Origin of the sequence: Brachybacterium sp. p3-SID1565 (genome assembly GCF_025143785.1) — a bacterium.
GTDB lineage: Bacteria > Actinomycetota > Actinomycetes > Actinomycetales > Dermabacteraceae > Brachybacterium > Brachybacterium epidermidis.
This window is the reverse complement of the sequence record NZ_JAMBDS010000012.1, coordinates 1-19,401: the sequence shown is the minus strand read 5'-3', so window position 1 is coordinate 19,401 and position 19,401 is coordinate 1. Positions and strand designations below refer to the sequence as shown.

At 67.7% G+C, this 19,401-nt stretch carries 11 protein-coding genes; 10 read left to right on the top strand and 1 reads right to left on the bottom strand.

All coding sequences use genetic code 11. The features are described from left to right. Window positions 1–39 precede the first annotated feature (39 nt). The 3 genes from M4D54_RS04705 to M4D54_RS04695 all read left to right on the top strand — a co-directional run bounded on the left by M4D54_RS04705 (window position 40) and on the right by M4D54_RS04695 (window position 3,392). Window positions 40–390, top strand: coding sequence for a hypothetical protein (locus M4D54_RS04705; protein ID WP_193864415.1), 351 nt, complete (start codon window positions 40–42; stop codon window positions 388–390). A 93-nt stretch (window positions 391–483) separates the two neighbouring features. After that, a complete protein-coding gene (locus M4D54_RS04700) occupies window positions 484–1,155 on the top strand; it encodes an ABC transporter ATP-binding protein (RefSeq protein WP_193864416.1) in 672 nt (223 codons plus the stop codon). Then, window positions 1,038–3,392, top strand: coding sequence for a hypothetical protein (locus M4D54_RS04695; protein ID WP_193864417.1), 2,355 nt, complete (start codon window positions 1,038–1,040; stop codon window positions 3,390–3,392). The genes M4D54_RS04700 and M4D54_RS04695 overlap by 118 nt, the downstream gene beginning before the upstream one ends. Window positions 3,393–3,560: 168 nt before the next feature. On the opposite strand, the gene adhE is transcribed toward M4D54_RS04695, so the two are convergent. Continuing rightward, window positions 3,561–6,338, bottom strand: coding sequence for a bifunctional acetaldehyde-CoA/alcohol dehydrogenase (gene adhE, locus M4D54_RS04690; RefSeq protein ID WP_259890516.1), 2,778 nt, complete (start codon window positions 6,336–6,338; stop codon window positions 3,561–3,563). Window positions 6,339–7,092: 754 nt separating this feature from the next. On the opposite strand from adhE, the gene rplJ reads away from it, so the two are divergent. The 7 genes from rplJ (at window position 7,093) to rpsG (ending at window position 19,398) form a co-directional block, all read left to right on the top strand. Continuing rightward, the gene (rplJ, locus tag M4D54_RS04685) at window positions 7,093–7,608 is read left to right on the top strand and encodes a 50S ribosomal protein L10 (RefSeq protein ID WP_193864419.1); all 516 of its coding nucleotides are present in this window, start codon (window positions 7,093–7,095) and stop codon (window positions 7,606–7,608) included. Between the two features lie 177 nt (window positions 7,609–7,785). Further along, window positions 7,786–8,175 (top strand): 50S ribosomal protein L7/L12, encoded by a 390-nt coding sequence (gene rplL, locus M4D54_RS04680; RefSeq protein WP_193864420.1) that lies wholly within the window; start codon window positions 7,786–7,788, stop codon window positions 8,173–8,175. Between the two features lie 718 nt (window positions 8,176–8,893). Then, window positions 8,894–12,382, top strand: a complete 3,489-nt coding sequence (gene rpoB / locus M4D54_RS04675) for a DNA-directed RNA polymerase subunit beta (RefSeq protein WP_193864421.1) — start codon at window positions 8,894–8,896, stop codon at window positions 12,380–12,382. A 100-nt stretch (window positions 12,383–12,482) separates the two neighbouring features. Further along, entirely contained in the window at window positions 12,483–16,367 is a 3,885-nt protein-coding gene (locus tag M4D54_RS04670; RefSeq protein WP_193864422.1) for a DNA-directed RNA polymerase subunit beta', read from the top strand. A 442-nt stretch (window positions 16,368–16,809) separates the two neighbouring features. Continuing rightward, window positions 16,810–18,066 carry a resuscitation-promoting factor gene (locus M4D54_RS13810; protein ID WP_193864423.1) on the top strand — a complete coding sequence of 419 codons (1,257 nt, stop codon included), beginning with the start codon at window positions 16,810–16,812 and terminating at the stop codon, window positions 18,064–18,066. Between the two features lie 487 nt (window positions 18,067–18,553). Further along, the gene (gene rpsL, locus M4D54_RS04655) at window positions 18,554–18,928 is read left to right on the top strand and encodes a 30S ribosomal protein S12 (protein WP_193864424.1); all 375 of its coding nucleotides are present in this window, start codon (window positions 18,554–18,556) and stop codon (window positions 18,926–18,928) included. Next, window positions 18,928–19,398 carry a 30S ribosomal protein S7 gene (rpsG, locus tag M4D54_RS04650; RefSeq protein ID WP_193864425.1) on the top strand — a complete coding sequence of 157 codons (471 nt, stop codon included), beginning with the start codon at window positions 18,928–18,930 and terminating at the stop codon, window positions 19,396–19,398. Before rpsL ends, rpsG begins: the two co-directional genes overlap by 1 nt. Window positions 19,399–19,401 lie beyond the last annotated feature (3 nt).

Sequence of the window (19,401 nt, the reverse complement as noted above, 5' to 3'; positions counted from 1 at the left end):
GCCGACGATGGCTCGCATCATCACCGAAGGAGATCCTCGATGAAGAACCTCACGACCAAGGCAATCCTTACTGCGACCGGAGCTCTCATCGTGCTGGGCGGAGGGCTCAGCTCCGCGAGTGCTTACACGTCCTACCTTGCTGATAGTGCGGGCCGAGCCGATGTAACCAGCACGCGCACGTCCTACTCCGTGAAGGACACCAAGGGAGATGGATATCGGGTCTACGGCGACTTCTGGCTCAATACTGGCGCCAAGCGCCAGCTGGTGACGAAGGCGTACAACCAGACCGTCTCCCAAAAGCTCTCTGGTTCGGAGAAGGTAGCGTCCTTCCGGGCGTGCCTGGATCGTCCCGTCGAGCTTGATACTTGCGCCAAGCGACAGTACATCTGATCCCCACTCTCGCCACGCCCGCCTCGGCAGCGCCACATGGCCGAGGCGGGCGCTTCCCCACTACGTACTTCCTTCACGAAAGTCTCTTCGCCCATGCTCGAGGTTCATCAGCTCGTCATCGCCTACGGCCGACGCACAGTCCTCTCCGGTGTTGATTTCACGCTTCCAGCAGGTGCGTCGGCAGCCGTGCAGGGCCGTTCTGGAAGCGGAAAATCCTCTCTGCTCGCTGCGATCCTCGGCATGGTGACACCGTCCTCGGGGGACATTACTGTCAACGGCGAGTCGGTGATCAGAATGCGCTCGGCGGCGCGGCGAGATTTTCTCCGGCACACCGTGTCCATGGTCTTCCAGCACGGTGAGCTCATCGATGAGCTCGAGCCGTCGGAGAACGTCGAGGTTGCGGCGCTGCTCGCGGGGCAGAGCCGCCACGATGCCCGTCAAAGTGCAGCGCAGCTCCTGAGTGATCTCGACGTGCAGGCCACCGGGATCCTCACACGAGATCTTTCCGGTGGTGAGCGGCAGCGCGTCGCCGTGGCCAGGGCACTCATCACGAAGCCTCAGCTCGTCCTCGCCGATGAGCCGACCGGTTCTCTCGATGCCGAGTTCCGGGACATGGTCGGTGACCTCGTGCTGTCGATACCCGAGCGGTGGGGCAGCTCTGTTCTCATGGTGACGCACGATCCGGACCTCGCGGCTCGTGCCGATTCCTCGTATCGCGTTGTGGCGGTTCCAGGAGAGTCCTCGCGGTGGGAGGCGGTTGCATGAGCATCGGCCGAAGCACCCCTCAGGCGGCCACGATGTTTCGCCTTGGGTGGCGGGGGGACGCCACACACTTCGAGCGGCGTATCGCCTCGGCGATGATCGCGCTGGCCACGGCTGCGATGGTGCTGTCCACAGGGTTCCTCGGGATCATCTGCGCGACGTTTCAGGAGCGGCTCGAGACCGACCACAGCCGTATCGCAGATGGCTGGTTCTCCGGTGAGGACGCCACGGCAGAGGGAGCACGGTGGCGCATCGTCGCTGACGCGGTCGAGGACCGATGGGTCGACGTCATCATCGTCGTCCCCGAGGAATCCACTCCCCTCCCTCCCGGGCTGGAGGCCTGGCCGGAGCCCGGGACCGTCGTGCTGTCACCAGCACTTGCCGCTCATCCTGATGGTGCAATCATCGCCGAGCGCTATGGAGTCTTGTCCCAGCAGCAGGTACAGGGAGACGGTCTCGTCTCACCCCAAGAGCGCATCGCATATGTCCGACCCAGCGCTGCAACCGAGCAGCAGACCTTCGGTTACTCCGTTTCATCGTTCGGAATGCCTTCCCCCGTTGAGCTGACCAGCGAAGGGCTGACCGGCGGCCCCGCGCGCCAACGGGGCATCTGGAACATCACCATCGGTTTTACGCTCGGCGTCATCGCCCCCGCCCTGTTGTTCATGGCCATCGCATCACGCACCGCATCCGCGCGACGCGACCAGCGGCGGCAGATGCTGCACATCCTCGGCGCGGGGCGCAGGGAGGATCTCGCCTTCCTCCTCGGTGTCTTCGCGGTTCCCTTCACGGCAGGCATCACGAGCGCGGGGGCAGTCATCACTGCTCTGATGGTCTTTGATCTCTACATCCCGATCGGCCGCTACACGATCCAATCGGCGGATCTGCGGGCCCATCTGCTGTGGGTGATCGGCGCTGTCCTCCTCGGCGCGAGCATTGCCGCTGCAATGCTGCTCGGGCTGAACCAGCTCCGACGGCACCGTGGCACCCGCCCTCGGTCCTCCCAGCGTCCGGACAAGCTCAGGCAGATGCTTCCGCTTCCGCTTGCTGCCGTGGCGATGATCATCGCGTGGCTGAACACTGGTCGATGGGAGCTCAGCGCCCTGCGGCTGTTCGTCACCTACGGCGGCATAGCAGCGGTTGCCATCTGCCTTCCCGGGTTCATCGGCATCATCACCTCGCTCGCAGCACGTGCCCTCGCCGCGTGGGGACAGCGATACGGCAGCGTGAGCGCCCTGGTCGCAGGACGCCTCATGATGGCCGATCCGGGAGCGGTGCGACGCCTCAGTGCCGGCATGGCCCTGGTCATCATCCTCGTGGCCCACCTCATGACGCTCGGCACCATGACCACCTCGGCATTCAGGGAGGCCGCCGCCCTGCGAGACCGCTTCGGGGACTCCCTGCTGGTACTGGACACCTCCCGCAGCGGTGATGAGGCGCCGCAGCTCGTGGATGATGCGCTCTCGGGCAACGGTGATGTCATCGCCGTGATGACCCAATACGGGAACTCCCCGAGCGACCCGGTCCGCGCAACGGTCACCGGATCCTGCGATGCGCTGAGAGCGCTCGGCCTGCCGTGCACCGATGGTCCGCTGGAGACGTCGGATCGGGTGGATGACGACAGAGGACGCTGGATGCTCGGTGGCATCGACGAGGTGCAGATCGCTGTGGGCAGCGCCTGGGATATCTCCCCCGATGGGGAAGCGCCCGCAATCTATGCCGTCTCACTGGACGGCGAGGATCTTCCCCGCGAGGAGATCGCGATTGAACTGTCCCAGCAGGTGCTGCCCCGCCCCGAGCTGTCGAACATCGGCGAAGAGTGGCTGCTGGGCTACTGGACCGGCTACGACAGCTTCTACCGCTGGCACCCGTTGATCGCAGTAGTGGCAACAGTGCTACTGGCGCTGGCGATCTCCGGCGTCGTGCTCGGGGACTCCGATGGAGCATCGGATCGGCTCGGGGTGCTGAGCATGTGGGCACCCGGGCCGGGGCTCTCCCTCGGGGTCGCAGTCGGTCGAGTCCTGATCCCGTTGCTGGCCGCCATCGTCACCGGCGGTGTCACCGCCTTCGCCACGACGTTCCCCTACACACTTCCACCGTTCAACGGATTCCTCCCGCCGGGATACTTCCTGGCCACCTCGGTGCTGCCGGTGCTGGCGGCACTGGTCATGGCCGCAATCGCGGCCCTCGCGCAGCACCGAGCCCTGCGTCGATGGCGGCCCGGTGCGTCGTCTGCGTGAGCCATCCCGGTGGCACTCCGCCCAGGAGACGGCAATGTCCCGACCCGCATCATCTAGATCATGGACGAGAGGTCAAGCCGCTGTGCGCGGCTGACCGCACTCAGCGAAGGGCCCCGCACCGATCACCGGTGCAGGGCCCTCCTCTCAGCTGCTCAGCCGCTCAGCGACTCACGCCTTGCCCTGCTCGCGCTCGCGCTCGGGATCCACGGAGTCGACGAACTCCGCGGTGTCGTCCGCGTCGTTGTCGGTCGCATCGGCCGCCGGGGCCTTCTCGCCGATCGCCACGGCCGAGGCGGTGGTGGAGGGCTCCTTCACCTCGCCGCCGGTGCGCTTGGTGTACCCGACCTCGCCCTCGAAGGCGTCCTGGATCAGCTCCTTGAGCTCGATCACCAGGGGCTCCTTGGGGTTGGCCGGGGTGCACTGGTCCTCGAAGGCCCGGTAGGCGAGCTCGTCGATCACCCGGTCCAGGTGCTCCTGGGTGGCGCCGTTGGCCTTGAGGCTCAGCTCGACGCCGAGATCCTCGGCCAGGCGGGTCACCTCGTCGATCAGCGACTGCACGCCCTCCTCCGTGGTGGCGGCCGGGAAGCCCATGAAGCGTGCGAAGTCCGCGAGGTCCTTGTCGGCCCGGTAGTTCTCGTACTTCGGGAAGATCGCGTGCTTGAACGGCTTGGTGGCGTTGTACCGGATCACGTGAGGCAGGAAGATCGCGTTGGTGCGGCCGTGGGCGATCTCGAACTCCGCCCCGCACTTGTGCGACAGGGAGTGCACGATGCCCAGGAACGCGTTGGCGAAGGCCATGCCGGCCATCGCCGAGGCGTTGTGCATCTTCTCCTTGGCCTCCATGTCGTTCTCCAGCACGGCGGCCCGCATGTTCTCGAAGATGAGCTGTGCCGCCCGGATCGAGAGGCCGCGAGTGTAGTCGCTGGCCATGGTCGACACGTACGACTCGATCGCGTGGGTGAGCGCGTCCAGGCCGGAGTCGGCTGCGGTGCGCCTCGGCACGGTGTCCACGAACTGGGCGTCCACGATCGCCACGGTCGGAGTGAGCGCGTAGTCCGCCAGCGGGTACTTCACGTGCGTCTCCGCATCGGTGATCACCGCGAACGGGGTGCACTCCGAGCCGGTGCCGGAGGTGGTGGGGATGGCCACGAACTCCGCCTTCTGGCCCAGCTTCGGGAAGCGGTAGGTGCGCTTGCGGATGTCCATGAACTTCTGCTTCATGCCGAAGTAGCTGGCCTCGGGGTGCTCGTAGAACAGCCACATGCCCTTGGCCGCGTCCATCGCGGAGCCACCGCCGAGGGCGATGATGCAGTCCGGCTCGAAGTCCCGCATCCACTGGGCGCCCTTGAACACGGTGGTGGAGGTGGGGTTGGGCTCCACGTCCGAGAAGATCGTCCAGGCGACCTCCTCGCGGCGCTGCTTGAGGTGGTCGATCAGCACGTCCACATAGCCGAACTGGACCATGCCCGGGTCGGTGACGATGAAGACCCGCTTGATCTCCGGCATTTTCTGGAGGTACTGCACGGAGTACCGCTCGAAGTAGGTCTTCGGGGGCACCTTGAACCACTGCATGTTGTTCCGCCGTTCCGCGATCCGCTTGACGTTGATGAGGTCCACCGCGCTGACATTGCGGGAGACAGAGTTGTGGCCGTAGGAGCCGCAGCCCAAGGTCAGCGAGGGCAGCAGACCGTTGTAGACGTCCCCGATGCCGCCCAGGGCACTGGGGGCGTTGACGATGATGCGGCAGGCCTTCATCCGCAGTCCGTACTCGCGCTCGATGGCGGCGTCGGAGGTGTGGATGACCGCGGTGTGCCCCAGCCCACCGAACTCCAGCATCTGCTGGGCCAGGTCGAAGCCCTCCTTCTTGCCGGGCACCGTGAGCATGGCCAGCACCGGGCAGAGCTTCTCGCGGGAGAGGGGGTGCTCCTCGCCGACGCCCTCGATGGGCGCGATCAGCAGCTTGGTGCCGGCGGGCACCTCGATGCCCGCGCCTCGGGCGATGTCCTCGGCGCTCTGACCGACCACGGAGGCGGCGATCCCGCCCTTCTCGGTCACCATGAAGTCCTCGAGCTTGGCGCGCTCGGCCTCGGTGACCACGTGGGCGCCGAAGGCCTGGAACTCCTCCAGCACCTGCTCCGCGATCTCCTCGTCGACGATGATGGCCTGCTCGGAGGCGCAGATCATGCCGTTGTCGAAGGTCTTGGAGATCAGCAGGTCGTTGACGGCGCGGGACACCTTCGCGGTCCGCTCGATGTACACCGGGACGTTGCCCGGGCCCACGCCGAGCGCCGGCTTACCGGTGGAGTAGGCGGCCTTGACCATGCCGGAACCGCCGGTGGCCAGGGTGAGTGCCACCGTCGGGTGGTTCAGCAGGGCATCGGTGGCCTCCAGCGAGGGCTGCTCGATCCACTGGATGCAGTGGGCGGGTGCGCCGGCCTCGACGGCCGCGTCCAGCATCACCTGGGCGGCTGCGGCCGAGCACTTCTGCGCGCTGGGGTGGAAGGCGAACACGATCGGGTTCCGGGTCATGATCGAGATCAGGCACTTGAACATGACGGTGGAGGTGGGGTTGGTGACGGGAGTGACGCCCGCGACCACGCCGACCGGCTCGGCGATCTCGATGATCCCCTTCTGCTTGTCCTCGGCGATGATCCCCACCGTGCGGTCGTACTTGATCGAGTTCCAGATGTACTCGGTGGCGAAGATGTTCTTGACGCACTTGTCCTCGAAGAGGCCGCGGCCGGTCTCCTCGACGGCCAGCTTGGCCAGCGGCATGTGCTGATCCACGCCCGCCAGGGCCATCGCATGGACGATCGCGGTGATCTCCTTCTGCTTGAAGGAGTCGAAGGCGGCCAGGGCCTCGGAGGCGCGCTCGGCGAGGGTGTCGATGGCGGCCGCGGTGGAGCTGCGGGTAGAGGTGGTCGCGCTGTCGGCTTTGCCGGTCATGATCTCGGTTCTGTCCTTGCCTCTGGTCTCGGCTGCTCGGCCCCGCGAGCGGGGGAGCCGACGGCCCGTGTGGTCCGTCACCGATCACGCTAGAGGGATGCCCGGTCGATTGCCACCCTCACTTCGTCAACAGCGCCACACTGGGTGAAAGCGCAGGTCAGAATGCTTTTTGAAGGGGCGCGGGGAGCTCCTGCTGCCGTGGGGCCGTGGCGGGGAAGGGGGCGCCCGGCTCGTCGTGGCGGAAGGGTGCGCTGAGGCGAGCAGAGTCCTTGGTCCCGCCCTCGCCTGCAGGTTCGATGGTCTGATGAATGCTGGCGGAAGAACGACCAGATGAGGTGGGCGAGGTCCCGGGGCGAGGATGCCCCCGACACTCGCCCCTCCGGCAATGCCCACCGGGACGTGGGTCCCTTAGCGTCGAACTGACAACATCGGGTGTGGGTCAGATCACCGGCTTCAGCCGGTCGTGTGACCCACTCCGCCCGTCGCCCCGTGGCGGGACAGCCTCGGGAGCGGGTACAGTTACCGGTACCGAAGACCGCCGGTCGTCGCCCTCACCTGAGGGGGACCGAAGAAATCCCGCACGGGATGGCCTGCGCAGGTGAATCAGGACGACCGTCGCTCGGTCGTGCCCGGTGCTCCCATGGGGGCACCGAGCACGTGCTGTGCGGCCCGGGGCCTCGACACCTGCGTGTCGAGGCCTTTCTCGTGCGCGGAGACCTTCACCCGGCGGCGCGAGACCTCTGGAAGGAGGGCCATGGCGAACCCCGAGAAGGTCGACGCCGTCGCGGAGATCACGGAGCTGTTCCGCAGCTCCGACGCCGCCGTCGTCACCGAGTACCGCGGGCTCAGCGTGGACCAGCTCAAGCAGCTGCGTCGTGCTCTGGGCTCCGAGACGACGTACGCCGTGGTGAAGAACACGCTGACCGAGATCGCCGCCCGCGAGGCCGGCATCGACGTCTTCGAGGGTCAGCTCAGCGGCCCCACCGCCATCGCCTTCATCAAGGGTGAGCCGGTGGAGCCCGCCAAGGCTCTGCGTGACTTCGCCAAGGAGCACGAACAGCTCGTCATCAAGTCCGGCTACTTCGAGGGCAACCTGCTCTCGGTGGCCGATGTGCAGCAGCTCGCGGACCTCGAGTCCCGCGAGGTCCTGCTGGCCAAGGCCGCCGGTGCCATGAAGGCGTCGATGTCCAAGGCCGCCGCCGTGTTCAATGCGCCGCTGTCCAAGGCAGTGCGCACCGTGGACGCGCTGCGGGTCAAGCAGGAGGCCTGAGCCCAGGCTCAGCTCCCGCACCCGCCCAGCGCGATCGCGCTGGACCGTCGGCCGCCCGATGGGGCGAACCGGCCGCATGACCTGGCGCACCAGCGCCGCTGAAGTACCACGCACCCGCCCCACGCGGATGCACCGGAACCCAGGGACCAGGTCCCACCGACAGGAAGGAACGCCATCATGGCGAAGCTCAGCACCGACGAGCTCATCGAAGCTTTCAAGGAGATGTCCCTCATCGAGCTCTCTGAGTTCGTGAAGCAGTTCGAGGAGGTCTTCGACGTCACCGCCGCCGCCCCCGTGGCCGTCGCCGCCGCTGGTGGCGCCGCCGCCGGTGGCGAGGCCGCCGCCGAGGAGGAGAAGGACGAGTTCGACGTCATTCTCGAGTCCGCCGGCTCGGCCAAGATCGCCGTCATCAAGGAGGTGCGCGCCCTGACCTCCCTCGGCCTGAAGGAGGCCAAGGACCTCGTCGACGGTGCCCCCAAGCCCGTCCTCGAGGGCGTCAAGAAGGAGGACGCCGAGGCCGCCAAGGAGAAGCTCGAGGGCGCCGGCGCCACCATCACCCTCAAGTGATCCGGTGCTCGCCCCGGCGAGCACGCGCATCACAGACGCAAGGGCCGTCCCGCAGCTGCGGGGCGGCCCTTCCGCCGTTCCCGCCCAGTGGTAGCGTCCGTGATCGTTTCGTGACGCAGAGAAATGCGAAGAACGCCTCCGGAGTCGAGGCCTGGGGCATGGCCGCTGCCGCGCTGACCCTGCTGGGCGGCGGTGCCCTGATGGTGGGGCTGCGCAGGCGCTGATCCGCACAGCACGGGGCGATGCCGAGGGCTCCTCTGGATCCGTCCGGAGGGGCCCTCGGTGCGGGTCGGGCGCGGGGGTTGGCCGCCATGTGCTCTGGCCTTCACCACCGACACGCGGCCCGCTGCTTGACTCGCGGGCGAATAGTCAGCATCCTGTGTGACGTACGAAGCTGTTCCTGCCGCCCACGGCACCGGAGCCCCTCCCGTCACCGCACGGGAACGCGTGCGCACCGGCAGCCACGTCGAGAAAGACGGGCAGGAGGCCTCGCCTTTCCGCGCCAGGCATATGGCGGCCGACGCGGATGGACCCGTCGCGAAGCGACCCTTGTGTCCATCCGCGACTCTGTGTATGCTCGGATTTTGCGCTGTGCCTCGCCCCGTTCTGTCATCACGGCTCTGTCATCTCGGCATCACGCCGGCCATCGGCAAGTCTCTTCACCTCACGGGGTGTTCGCCGCGCCTGGGATTCCGTCATCGGCCTGGAAGGACCCCCCTTGGCTGCCTCGAGCACCGATATCACCACCGACATCTCCCGTCGCACCGCCTCGCCGCGCGTCACCTTCGCCAAGCTCGGCGATCCGATCGACGTTCCGGATCTCCTGAGCCTGCAGACCACGTCCTTCGACTGGCTGCTGGGCAATGAGCGCTGGCAGGAGCGTGCCGCTGAGGCCGCCGCCGCTGGGCGCGAGGACGTCCCGCAGACCTCCGGTCTGGCCGACATCCTCGAGGAGATCTCCCCGATCGAGGACTTCGCCGGCAACATGTCGCTGTCCTTCCGGGACCACACCTTCGACGACCCGAAGTACAGCGTCGAGGAGTGCAAGGAGAAGGACCTCACCTACGCCGCTCCGCTGTACGTGATCGCCGAGTTCATGAACAACGAGACCGGCGAGATCAAGACCCAGACGGTCTTCATGGGCGAGTTCCCGCTCATGACCGACAAGGGCACCTTCATCATCAACGGCACCGAGCGCGTGGTCGTCTCGCAGCTGGTGCGCTCCCCGGGGGTGTACTTCGAGGAGACGATCGACAAGACCAGCGACAAGCGCATCTTCTCCGCGAAGATCATCCCCTCGCGCGGCGCCTGGCTGGAGTTCGAGGTCGACAAGCGCGACCAGGTCGGCGTGCGCATCGACCGCAAGCGCAAGCAGTCGGTGACCACCCTGCTGCAGGCCCTCGGCATGTCCCACAGCGACATCCTCGAGGAGTTCGGCGAGTTCGAGTCCATGCGCTCCACCCTGGAGAAGGACCGCATCTCCTCGACCGACGAGGCCCTCATGGACATCTACCGCAAGCAGCGTCCGGGCGAGCCGCCCACGCGCGATGCGGGCGAGGCCATGCTGAACAACCTCTACTTCAACCCCAAGCGCTACGACCTGGCCAAGGTGGGCCGGTACAAGATCGGCAAGAAGCTCGGCGTGGACGGCTCGCTGTCCGAGTCCAGCCTGCGCCTGCAGGACGTCGTGGCCACGATCAAGTACATCGTCGCCCTGCACGAGGGCCTCACCGAGTACACCAGCGCCGACGGCCACACCGTGCGCGTGGAGACCGACGACATCGACCACTTCGGCAACCGTCGCATCCGCGCGGTCGGCGAACTGATCCAGAACCAGGTGCGCACGGGCCTGTCCCGCATGGAGCGCGTGGTCCGCGAGCGCATGACCACGCAGGACGTCGAGGCGATCACCCCGCTGACCCTGATCAACATCCGCCCGGTGACGGCGGCGATCAAGGAGTTCTTCGGGACTTCGCAGCTCTCGCAGTTCATGGACCAGAACAACCCGCTGTCGGGCCTGACCCACAAGCGTCGTCTCTCGGCGCTGGGCCCGGGCGGTCTGTCCCGCGACCGTGCGGGCATGGAGGTGCGCGACGTGCACCCCTCGCACTACGGCCGCATGTGCCCGATCGAGACCCCTGAGGGGCCGAACATCGGCCTGATCGGCTCGCTGGCGACCTTCGCCCGCATCAACCCCTTCGGCTTCGTCGAGACTCCGTACCGGAAGGTCACCGATGGCCAGGTCACCGACGAGATCGTGTACCTGACCGCCGACGACGAGGATCGCCACGTCATCGCCCAGGCCAACGCCAAGCTCACCGACGACGGCCGCTTCGCCGAGGAGCAGGTGCTGGTGCGCCTGGCCGGCGGCGAGCCGGACCTGGTGGACGCCACGGACGTCGACTACATGGACGTCTCGGCCCGCCAGATGGTGTCGGTCGCGACCGCGATGATCCCCTTCCTCGAGCACGACGACGCCAACCGTGCGCTGATGGGGTCGAACATGCAGCGCCAGGCCGTGCCGCTGTTGCGCCCGGAGATGCCGCTGGTCGGCACCGGCATGGAGCGTCGTGCCGCGGTGGACGCGGGCGACGTGGTGGTGGCCGAGAAGGGCGGCGTCATCGAGGAGCTCAGCGCGGACCTGGTCTCCGTGATGGCCGATGACGGCACCCGTCAGACCTACCCCATCGGCAAGTTCCAGCGCTCCAACGCCGGCAACTGCTACAACCAGCGCGTGCTGTTCGACGAGGGCGACCGCGTCGAGGCCGGTTCGATCCTGGCCGACGGCCCCTCCACCGATCAGGGCGAGCTGTCGCTGGGCAAGAACCTGCTGGTGGCGTTCATGTCGTGGGAGGGCCACAACTACGAGGACGGCATCATCCTGTCCTCCCGGATGGTCCAGGACGACGTCCTCACCTCGATCCACATCGAGGAGCACGAGGTCGACGCCCGCGACACCAAGCTGGGCAAGGAGGAGATCACCCGGGACATCCCCAACGTGGGTGACGACGTCCTGGCCGATCTCGACGAGCGTGGCATCATCCGCATCGGCGCCGAGGTGGAGCCGGGCGACATCCTGGTCGGCAAGGTGACCCCGAAGGGTGAGACCGAGCTGACCCCGGAGGAGCGCCTGCTGCGCGCCATCTTCGGCGAGAAGGCTCGCGAGGTGCGCGACACCTCTCTGCGCGTGCCCCACGGCGAGTCCGGCACCGTCATCGGTGTGCGCGTGTTCACCGACGAGGAGGACGGCGACATCCTCCCCACCGGTGTCAACGAGATGGTCCGCGTGTACGTGGCTCAGAAGCGCAAGATCACCGACGGCGACAAGCTCGCCGGCCGCCACGGCAACAAGGGCGTCATCGCCAAGATCCTGCCGGTCGAGGACATGCCGTTCCTCGAGGACGGCACCCCGGTGGACATCATCCTCAACCCGATGGGCGTGCCCGGGCGCATGAACATCGGCCAGGTGATGGAGACCCACCTGGGCTGGGTGGCGAAGAACGGCTGGGACCTCGAGAAGGGCTCCGCCGCGGTGGACGACCTGCCCGAGACGGCCCTGCACGGCGAGCCCGGCACCCCGGTGGCGGTGCCCGTGTTCGACGGCCTCTCCGCCGATGAGCTCGAGGGCCTGATCGCCAACCACCGCCCCAACCGGGACGGCGAGCGGATGGTCAAGGAGAACGGCAAGGCGCGCCTGTTCGACGGTCGCTCCGGTGAGCCGTTCCCCGACCCGATCTCCGTGGGCTACATGTACATCCTGAAGCTCCACCACCTGGTGGACGACAAGCTGCACGCCCGCTCCACCGGCCCGTACTCGATGATCACGCAGCAGCCCCTGGGCGGAAAGGCCCAGTTCGGCGGCCAGCGCTTCGGCGAGATGGAGGTGTGGGCCCTGGAGGCCTACGGCGCCGCCTACGCCCTGCAGGAGCTGCTGACCATCAAGTCCGACGACATCTCCGGCCGCGTGAAGGTCTACGAGGCGATCGTCAAGGGCGAGAACATCCCCGAGCCCGGCATCCCGGAGTCCTTCCGGGTGCTGCTCAAGGAGATGCAGTCGCTGTGCCTGAACGTCGAGGTCCTCTCCTCCGACGGCACCGCCCAGGAGGTGCGGGAGAGCGACGAGGAGGTCTTCCGCGCCGCCGAGGAGCTCGGCATCGACCTGTCCCGCCGGCCCCACGAGGGCGTCGGCTCCATCGAAGAGGTCTGAGAGACAGGGCCCGACGGTCCACGCCCCGCGTGGCCGCCGGCCCGCCCCTCGACCCTGATCACTCAGACCGCCTGACTTACGATTCGAGAGAAGGACACCTGTGCTCGACGTCAACACCTTCGACGAGCTGCGCATCGGCCTCGCGACCGCCGATGACATCCGCGCCTGGTCGCACGGCGAGGTCAAGAAGCCCGAGACCATCAACTACCGCACCCTGAAGCCCGAGATGGAGGGCCTGTTCTGCGAGCGCATCTTCGGTCCCACCCGGGACTGGGAGTGCTACTGCGGCAAGTACAAGCGCGTGCGCTTCAAGGGCATCGTCTGCGAGCGATGCGGCGTGGAGGTCACCAAGTCCTCCGTGCGCCGTGAGCGCATGGGCCACGTGGAGCTCGCCGCCCCCGTCACCCACATCTGGTACTTCAAGGGCGTGCCCAGCCGTCTGGGCTACCTGCTGGACCTCGCGCCGAAGGACCTCGAGAAGGTCATCTACTTCGCCGCGTACATGATCACCGCCGTGGACGAGGACGCCCGCCACGAGGACCTGCCCGACCTCCAGGCCCGCCACGACCTGGAGATCAAGGAGCTGGAGAACGAGCGCGACAGCGCGGTCAACGACCGCGCCGTCACCGCCGAGAAGGACCTCGCCCAGCTCGAGGAGGAGGGCGCCAAGGCCGACGCGAAGCGCAAGGTTCGCGACTCCGCCGAGCGCGAGCAGGCCCAGATCCGCAAGAAGTACGACGCCGAGATCGCTCGCGTCACCAACGTGTGGGAGCGCTTCAAGTCCCTCAAGGTGGCCGATCTCGAGGGCGACGAGCAGCTGTACCGCGCCATGAAGCTGCGCTACGGCACCTACTTCGAGGGCGGCATGGGCGCCGAGGCGATCCAGAAGCGCCTGCAGGACTTCGACCTCGACTCCGAGGCCGCGTCCCTGCGCGAGATCATCGCCAACGGCAAGGGCCAGAAGAAGGCCCGCGCCCTCAAGCGCCTCAAGGTGGTCTCCGCCTTCCGCACCACCACCAACTCGCCCGACGGCATGGTGCTGGACTGCGTGCCGGTGATCCCGCCGGACCTGCGCCCCATGGTGCAGCTGGACGGCGGCCGCTTCGCGACCTCGGACCTCAACGATCTGTACCGTCGCGTGATCAACCGCAACAACCGCCTCAAGCGGCTGCTGGATCTCGGTGCCCCCGAGATCATCGTGAACAACGAGAAGCGCATGCTGCAGGAGTCGGTGGATTCGCTGTTCGACAACGGCCGCCGCGGTCGACCGGTCACCGGTCCGGGCAACCGCCCCCTGAAGTCCCTCTCGGACATGCTCAAGGGCAAGCAGGGCCGCTTCCGCCAGAACCTGCTGGGCAAGCGCGTTGACTACTCCGGTCGTTCCGTGATCGTGAACGGCCCGCAGCTGGAGCTGCACCAGTGCGGCCTGCCCAAGGGCATGGCGCTGGAGCTGTTCAAGCCGTTCGTGATGAAGCGCCTGGTGGAGCTGTCCCACGCCCAGAACGTGAAGGCCGCCAAGCGCATGGTCGAGCGTGCCCGCCCCGAGGTGTGGGACGTGCTCGAGGAGGTCATCACCGAGCACCCGGTGCTGCTGAACCGTGCACCCACCCTGCACCGCCTGGGCATCCAGGCCTTCGAGCCGCAGCTGGTGGAGGGCAAGGCCATCCACCTGCACCCGCTGGTGTGCGCCGCCTTCAACGCCGATTTCGACGGCGACCAGATGGCCGTGCACCTGCCGCTGAGCGCCGAGGCGCAGGCCGAGGCCCGCATCCTGATGCTCTCGAGCAACAACATCCTCAAGCCCTCCGACGGTCGCCCCGTCACCATGCCCGCACAGGACATGGTGATCGGCCTGTATCACCTGACCACGGTGCGCGAGGACGTCCCCGGCGCAGGCCGCTCCTTCTCCTCCGAGGCGGAGGCCATCATGGCCTTCGATGCGGGCGAGCTGGACCTGAACGCGCCGGTGACCATCCGCTTCACCGACATCGTGCCGCCCACCGGATGGGAGGCCCCCGAGGGCTGGAGCGAGGGCGACCCGATCACCCTCACCACCACCCTGGGCACCGTGTTCTTCAACGAGACGCTGCCGGAGGGCTTCCCGTACGTCGAGGGCCAGGTGGGCAAGAAGCGCCTGGGCTCGATCGTCAACGCCCTGGCCGAGCGCTACGAGAAGGTGCAGGTCTCCGCGTCCCTGGACGCCCTGAAGGCCTACGGCTTCTCCTGGTCCACCCGTTCCGGTGTGTCCTTCGCGTTCTCCGACGTGGTGGTCCCGCCGAACAAGGCCGAGATCGTGCAGAAGTACGAGGCCAAGGCCGCGCAGGTGCAGGAGAACCGTGACCTGGGCCTGGTCTCCGAGGCCGAGCGCAACATGGAGCTGATCGACATCTGGACCGAGGCGACCAATGAGGTCGACAACGCGATGCGCGAGAACTTCGAGGAGACCAACACCATCTACCGGATGGTGCACTCCGGTGCCCGAGGCAACTGGATGCAGATCCGCCAGATCGCCGGTATGCGCGGCCTGGTGAACAACCCCAAGGGCGAGATCATCCCGCGTCCGATCCTCTCCAACTACAAGGAGGGACTGTCGGTCCTGGAGTACTTCATCGCCTCGCACGGCTCCCGCAAGGGCCTGGCGGACACCGCTCTGAAGACCGCCCAGTCCGGCTACCTGACCCGTCGTCTGGTGGACGTCTCCCAGGACGTCATCGTCCGCGAGGCCGACTGCGGCACCGCCAAGGGCCTGGTGCTGCCGATCGCGGTGGAGGAGGCCGGTGCGCTGGTGGCCCACGAGAACGTGGAGACCACCGTGTACGGGCGTGTGCTCGCCTCCGCTGTCACCGGTGAGGACGGCCAGGAGCTGGCCGCGGCCGGCGACGAGGTGGGCGATGTGCTCATCGAGAAGCTGGTCGCCGGGGGAGTGCGCGAGGTCAAGATCCGCTCCGTGCTCACCTGTGACTCCGCCGTCGGCACCTGCGCCGCCTGCTACGGCCGCTCCCTGGCCACCGGCCACCTGGTGGACATCGGCGAGGCCGTGGGCATCGTCGCCGCCCAGTCGATCGGCGAGCCCGGCACCCAGCTGACCATGCGTACCTTCCACACCGGTGGTGTGGCCAGCGCCGACGGCGACATCACGCACGGCCTGCCGCGTGTGCAGGAGCTGTTCGAGGCCCGCACCCCGGCCGGCTTCGCGCCGATCACCGAGTCCGCGGGCCGCGTCGAGGTGGAGGAGAACGACAAGCAGCGTCGTATCACCGTCACCCCCGACGACGGCACCGATCCGATCACCTACAACGTGTCCAAGCGCGTGACCCTGCGGGTCTCCGACGGCGACCACGTCGAGGTGGGCCACCAGCTCACCGTGGGCTCGGTGGACCCGAAGCAGGTGCTGCGCATCCTCGGCCCCCGCGCCGTGCAGCAGCACCTGGTGGACGAGGTCCAGAAGGTGTACATCTCGCAGGGCGTGGACATCCACGCCAAGCACATCGAGGTCATCGTGCGGCAGATGCTGCGCCGCGTGACGATCATCGAGTCCGGTGACACCGACCTGCTGCCCGGTGACTTCGCCGAGCGCGTGGCCTTCGAGACCGAGAACCGTCGGGTGCTCGCCGAGGGCGGTCAGCCCGCCTCCGGTCGCCCGGAGCTGATGGGCATCACCAAGGCGTCGCTGGCGACGGACTCGTGGCTGTCGGCGGCCTCCTTCCAGGAGACCACCCGCGTGCTCACCGAGGCCGCCCTGAACCGCAAGAGCGATCAGCTCATGGGGCTCAAGGAGAACGTGATCATCGGCAAGCTGATCCCCGCTGGGACCGGCCTGCCGCGGTTCCGCCGCATCGCGGTGGAGCCCACGGACGAGGCCAAGGCGCAGATGTACCAGGTGCCCGGGTACGACGAGCTGGACTTCTCCGGCTTCGGCCAGACCGGCTCGGTGAACCTGGACGACATCGACTACGCCGATCCGTTCCGCACGGACTTCCGCTGACCCGCTGAGATCCCCCTCCGCCTCCACCGGTCACTGCCGGTAAGAGCGGGGGAGCGGATGCGGTCGGCCAGATCAGCAGGGGCGGTCCCACCTCCGGGTGGGGCCGCCCCTGCTGCCCGTCTGTCACAGGGCCGCTCGACGGTCCGTGCCCGTGAGGACCGCCACGCCGTGCGTTCCTCAGCGTGACCTGGGGCGCGTGCATGTTCACGAGCGGGTAAAGATCCCTCCGGTCCCTGGCCAAGGTCTGGCCGGGACCCTTCACGAGGCCCCGCCGCGCGCGGAAGCATGGAGGACGGCGGCACTCCGCGCGTTCTTCCCCCGCAGCACCTCGGCTCCTTGGAGTCGAGCACGCGATCGCGCCGATTCCCGCCCGGCCCCCTCCGGGGCCCACGGACCCAGGGAACGACGGACCGCCTGGCGGCGGCGAGAAGCAGGTGGAACAGTGAAGAAGACCCCGTGGATCATCGCGGCCGCGACGGCCTGCGTCATCGGCGTCGGCGGCGGTGGCACCGCGTACGCGATGTCGAACGTGGTGACGGTGGATGCGTACGGGGAGGAGTCCCACGTGCGCACCTTCAGCCCCACCGTGGCCGAGGTCCTCGCGGACCAGGGCATCGAGGTCAAGGACACCGACCTGGTGATCCCGGGACTCGATGAGCAGGTCACCGATGGCACCCAGATCCAGATCATCGAGCGCACCCCCGTCACCGTGACCGTGGACGGCGAGCCCCAGGAACTGCTCACCACCGGCACCACCGTCTCCGACGCGCTGGAGGAGCTCGAGCTCGAGACCGAGGGCGCCCGCATCACCCCGGAGCCCGGCACGGAGCTGGTCGCCGACGGCAACGACGTCGAGGTGGTCACCCTCAAGACCGTCACCTTCGTGGGCCAGTACGGCCAGGACACCTTCGAGGTCGCCGCTCTCACCGTCGACGAGGCGATGCGCACGGTGCTCCGCGACATCGAGGACACCGACACCGCGTCCGTGGACCGCGACTCGATCCTCGAGGACGGTGCCACCATCACCGTGCAGCGCGTGCGCCAGACCGAGCGCACCGAGACCGAGACCATCCCCTTCGAGAAGAAGACCGAGAAGGACGACTCCCTCCTCGAGGGCACCACCAAGGTGAAGGTCGCCGGCAAGGAGGGCTCGCGGGAGAAGGTCGTCTCCGAGAAGCTGGTCGACGGTGAGGTCACCGAGTCGCAGGTCGTCACCGAGAAGGTCGTGACCGAGCCCGTGGCGCAGGTGACCCTGGTGGGCACCAAGCCGAAGCCCGAGCCAGAGCCGGAGCCGGAGCCGGAACCGGAGCCCGCCCCCGTGCAGGAGGAGAAGGCACAGCCGGCCACGAAGAAGAAGACCGAGAAGAAGAGCGAGACGAAGGAGCCTTCCCGCTCCTCCGAGTCCTCTCGCAGCTCCGAGCGCTCCTCGGCTCCCGCGCCCACGGCGCCCTCGGGCTCCGTGTGGGACCGACTGGCCCAGTGCGAGTCCGGCGGCAACTGGTCGATCAACACCGGCAACGGGTACTACGGCGGCCTGCAGTTCTCCGCGGGCACCTGGCGCGCCTACGGCGGTGGCCAGTACGCCCCGTACGCCAACCAGGCCACTCGCGACCAGCAGATCGCGATCGCCAAGAAGGTCCAGGCCGGTCAGGGTTGGGGCGCCTGGCCGGCGTGCACCAGCAAGCTCGGTATCCGCTGATCCACTCCGCTTCATCCTCCTCGGCCGCAGGCCGGCTCGCGCCGGTGCTGCGGCCGAGGTGCGTCGTGGAGCAGCCCTGCTGGTCCCGCCCGGTGTGATGTGCGTCGGAGCTTCCTCATCCCTTTGACCCTGCCCGCCGGGCCTCCGTAGACTGTCAGAGCGTCCGGAGTGCCCTCTGGTCGTGAGCTGGGACGAACCCGCCGCCCCTCCGGGGAGCAGCGAGGGGGGTCCCCCGCGAGGAGCGGATCCTGGCGGTGTGCCCGAAATCGGTGCGGCGGCCATGCCCGGTCCCGCAGCGCGGGCATCGATCACGGTCCTCCGACGACCGGCCGGTCCCATACCGGTCGGGCGGGTCGGTCCGCCACCGCTTCCCGGGCATGGGGGCGGCGAACCGGGTCGCCGTCCGCTGCGGCGCCACGCAGGCAGCGGTCGAAGATGTCGATCCTCCGGAGTCAACAGTTCCGGTGGCCGAACAGGAAGAGAATCTGTGCCAACTATTCAGCAGCTGGTGCGCAAGGGACGGAAGGACAAGTCCTCCGCCTCGAAGACGCCGGCGCTCAAGGGCTCGCCCCAGCGCCGCGGTGTCTGCACGCGCGTCTACACCACCACCCCGAAGAAGCCGAACTCGGCCCTGCGGAAGATCGCGCGTGTGCGTCTGTCCACCGGCATCGAGGTCACCGCATACATCCCGGGTGTGGGCCACAACCTCCAGGAGCACTCGATCGTGCTGGTCCGCGGCGGCCGTGTGAAGGACCTGCCCGGCGTGCGCTACAAGATCGTGCGCGGCTCCCTCGACACCCAGGGTGTCAAGGGTCGCCAGCAGGCCCGTTCCCGCTACGGCGCGAAGAAGGAGAAGAAGTAATGCCTCGTAAGGGAGCAGCTCCCAAGCGCCAGCTCGTCGTGGACCCCGTCTACGACTCGCCGCTGGTCACCCAGCTCATCAACAAGATCCTCCTGGACGGCAAGAAGACCGTCGCCGAGAGCATCGTCTACGGCGCTCTCGAGGGCTGCCGTGAGAAGAACGGCCAGGACCCGGTGGTCACCCTGAAGGCTGCGCTGGACAACATCCGTCCCAGCCTCGAGGTGCGCTCCCGCCGCGTCGGCGGTGCCACCTACCAGGTGCCGATCGAGGTCAAGCCCGGCCGCTCGACCACCCTCGCTCTGCGCTGGCTGGTCGGCTACTCCCGCGCCCGTCGCGAGAACAGCATGACCGAACGCCTCATGAACGAGATCCTCGATGCCTCCAACGGTCTCGGTGCGTCCGTGAAGCGCCGCGAGGACACCCACAAGATGGCCGAGTCCAACCGCGCCTTCGCCCACTACCGCTGGTGAGGC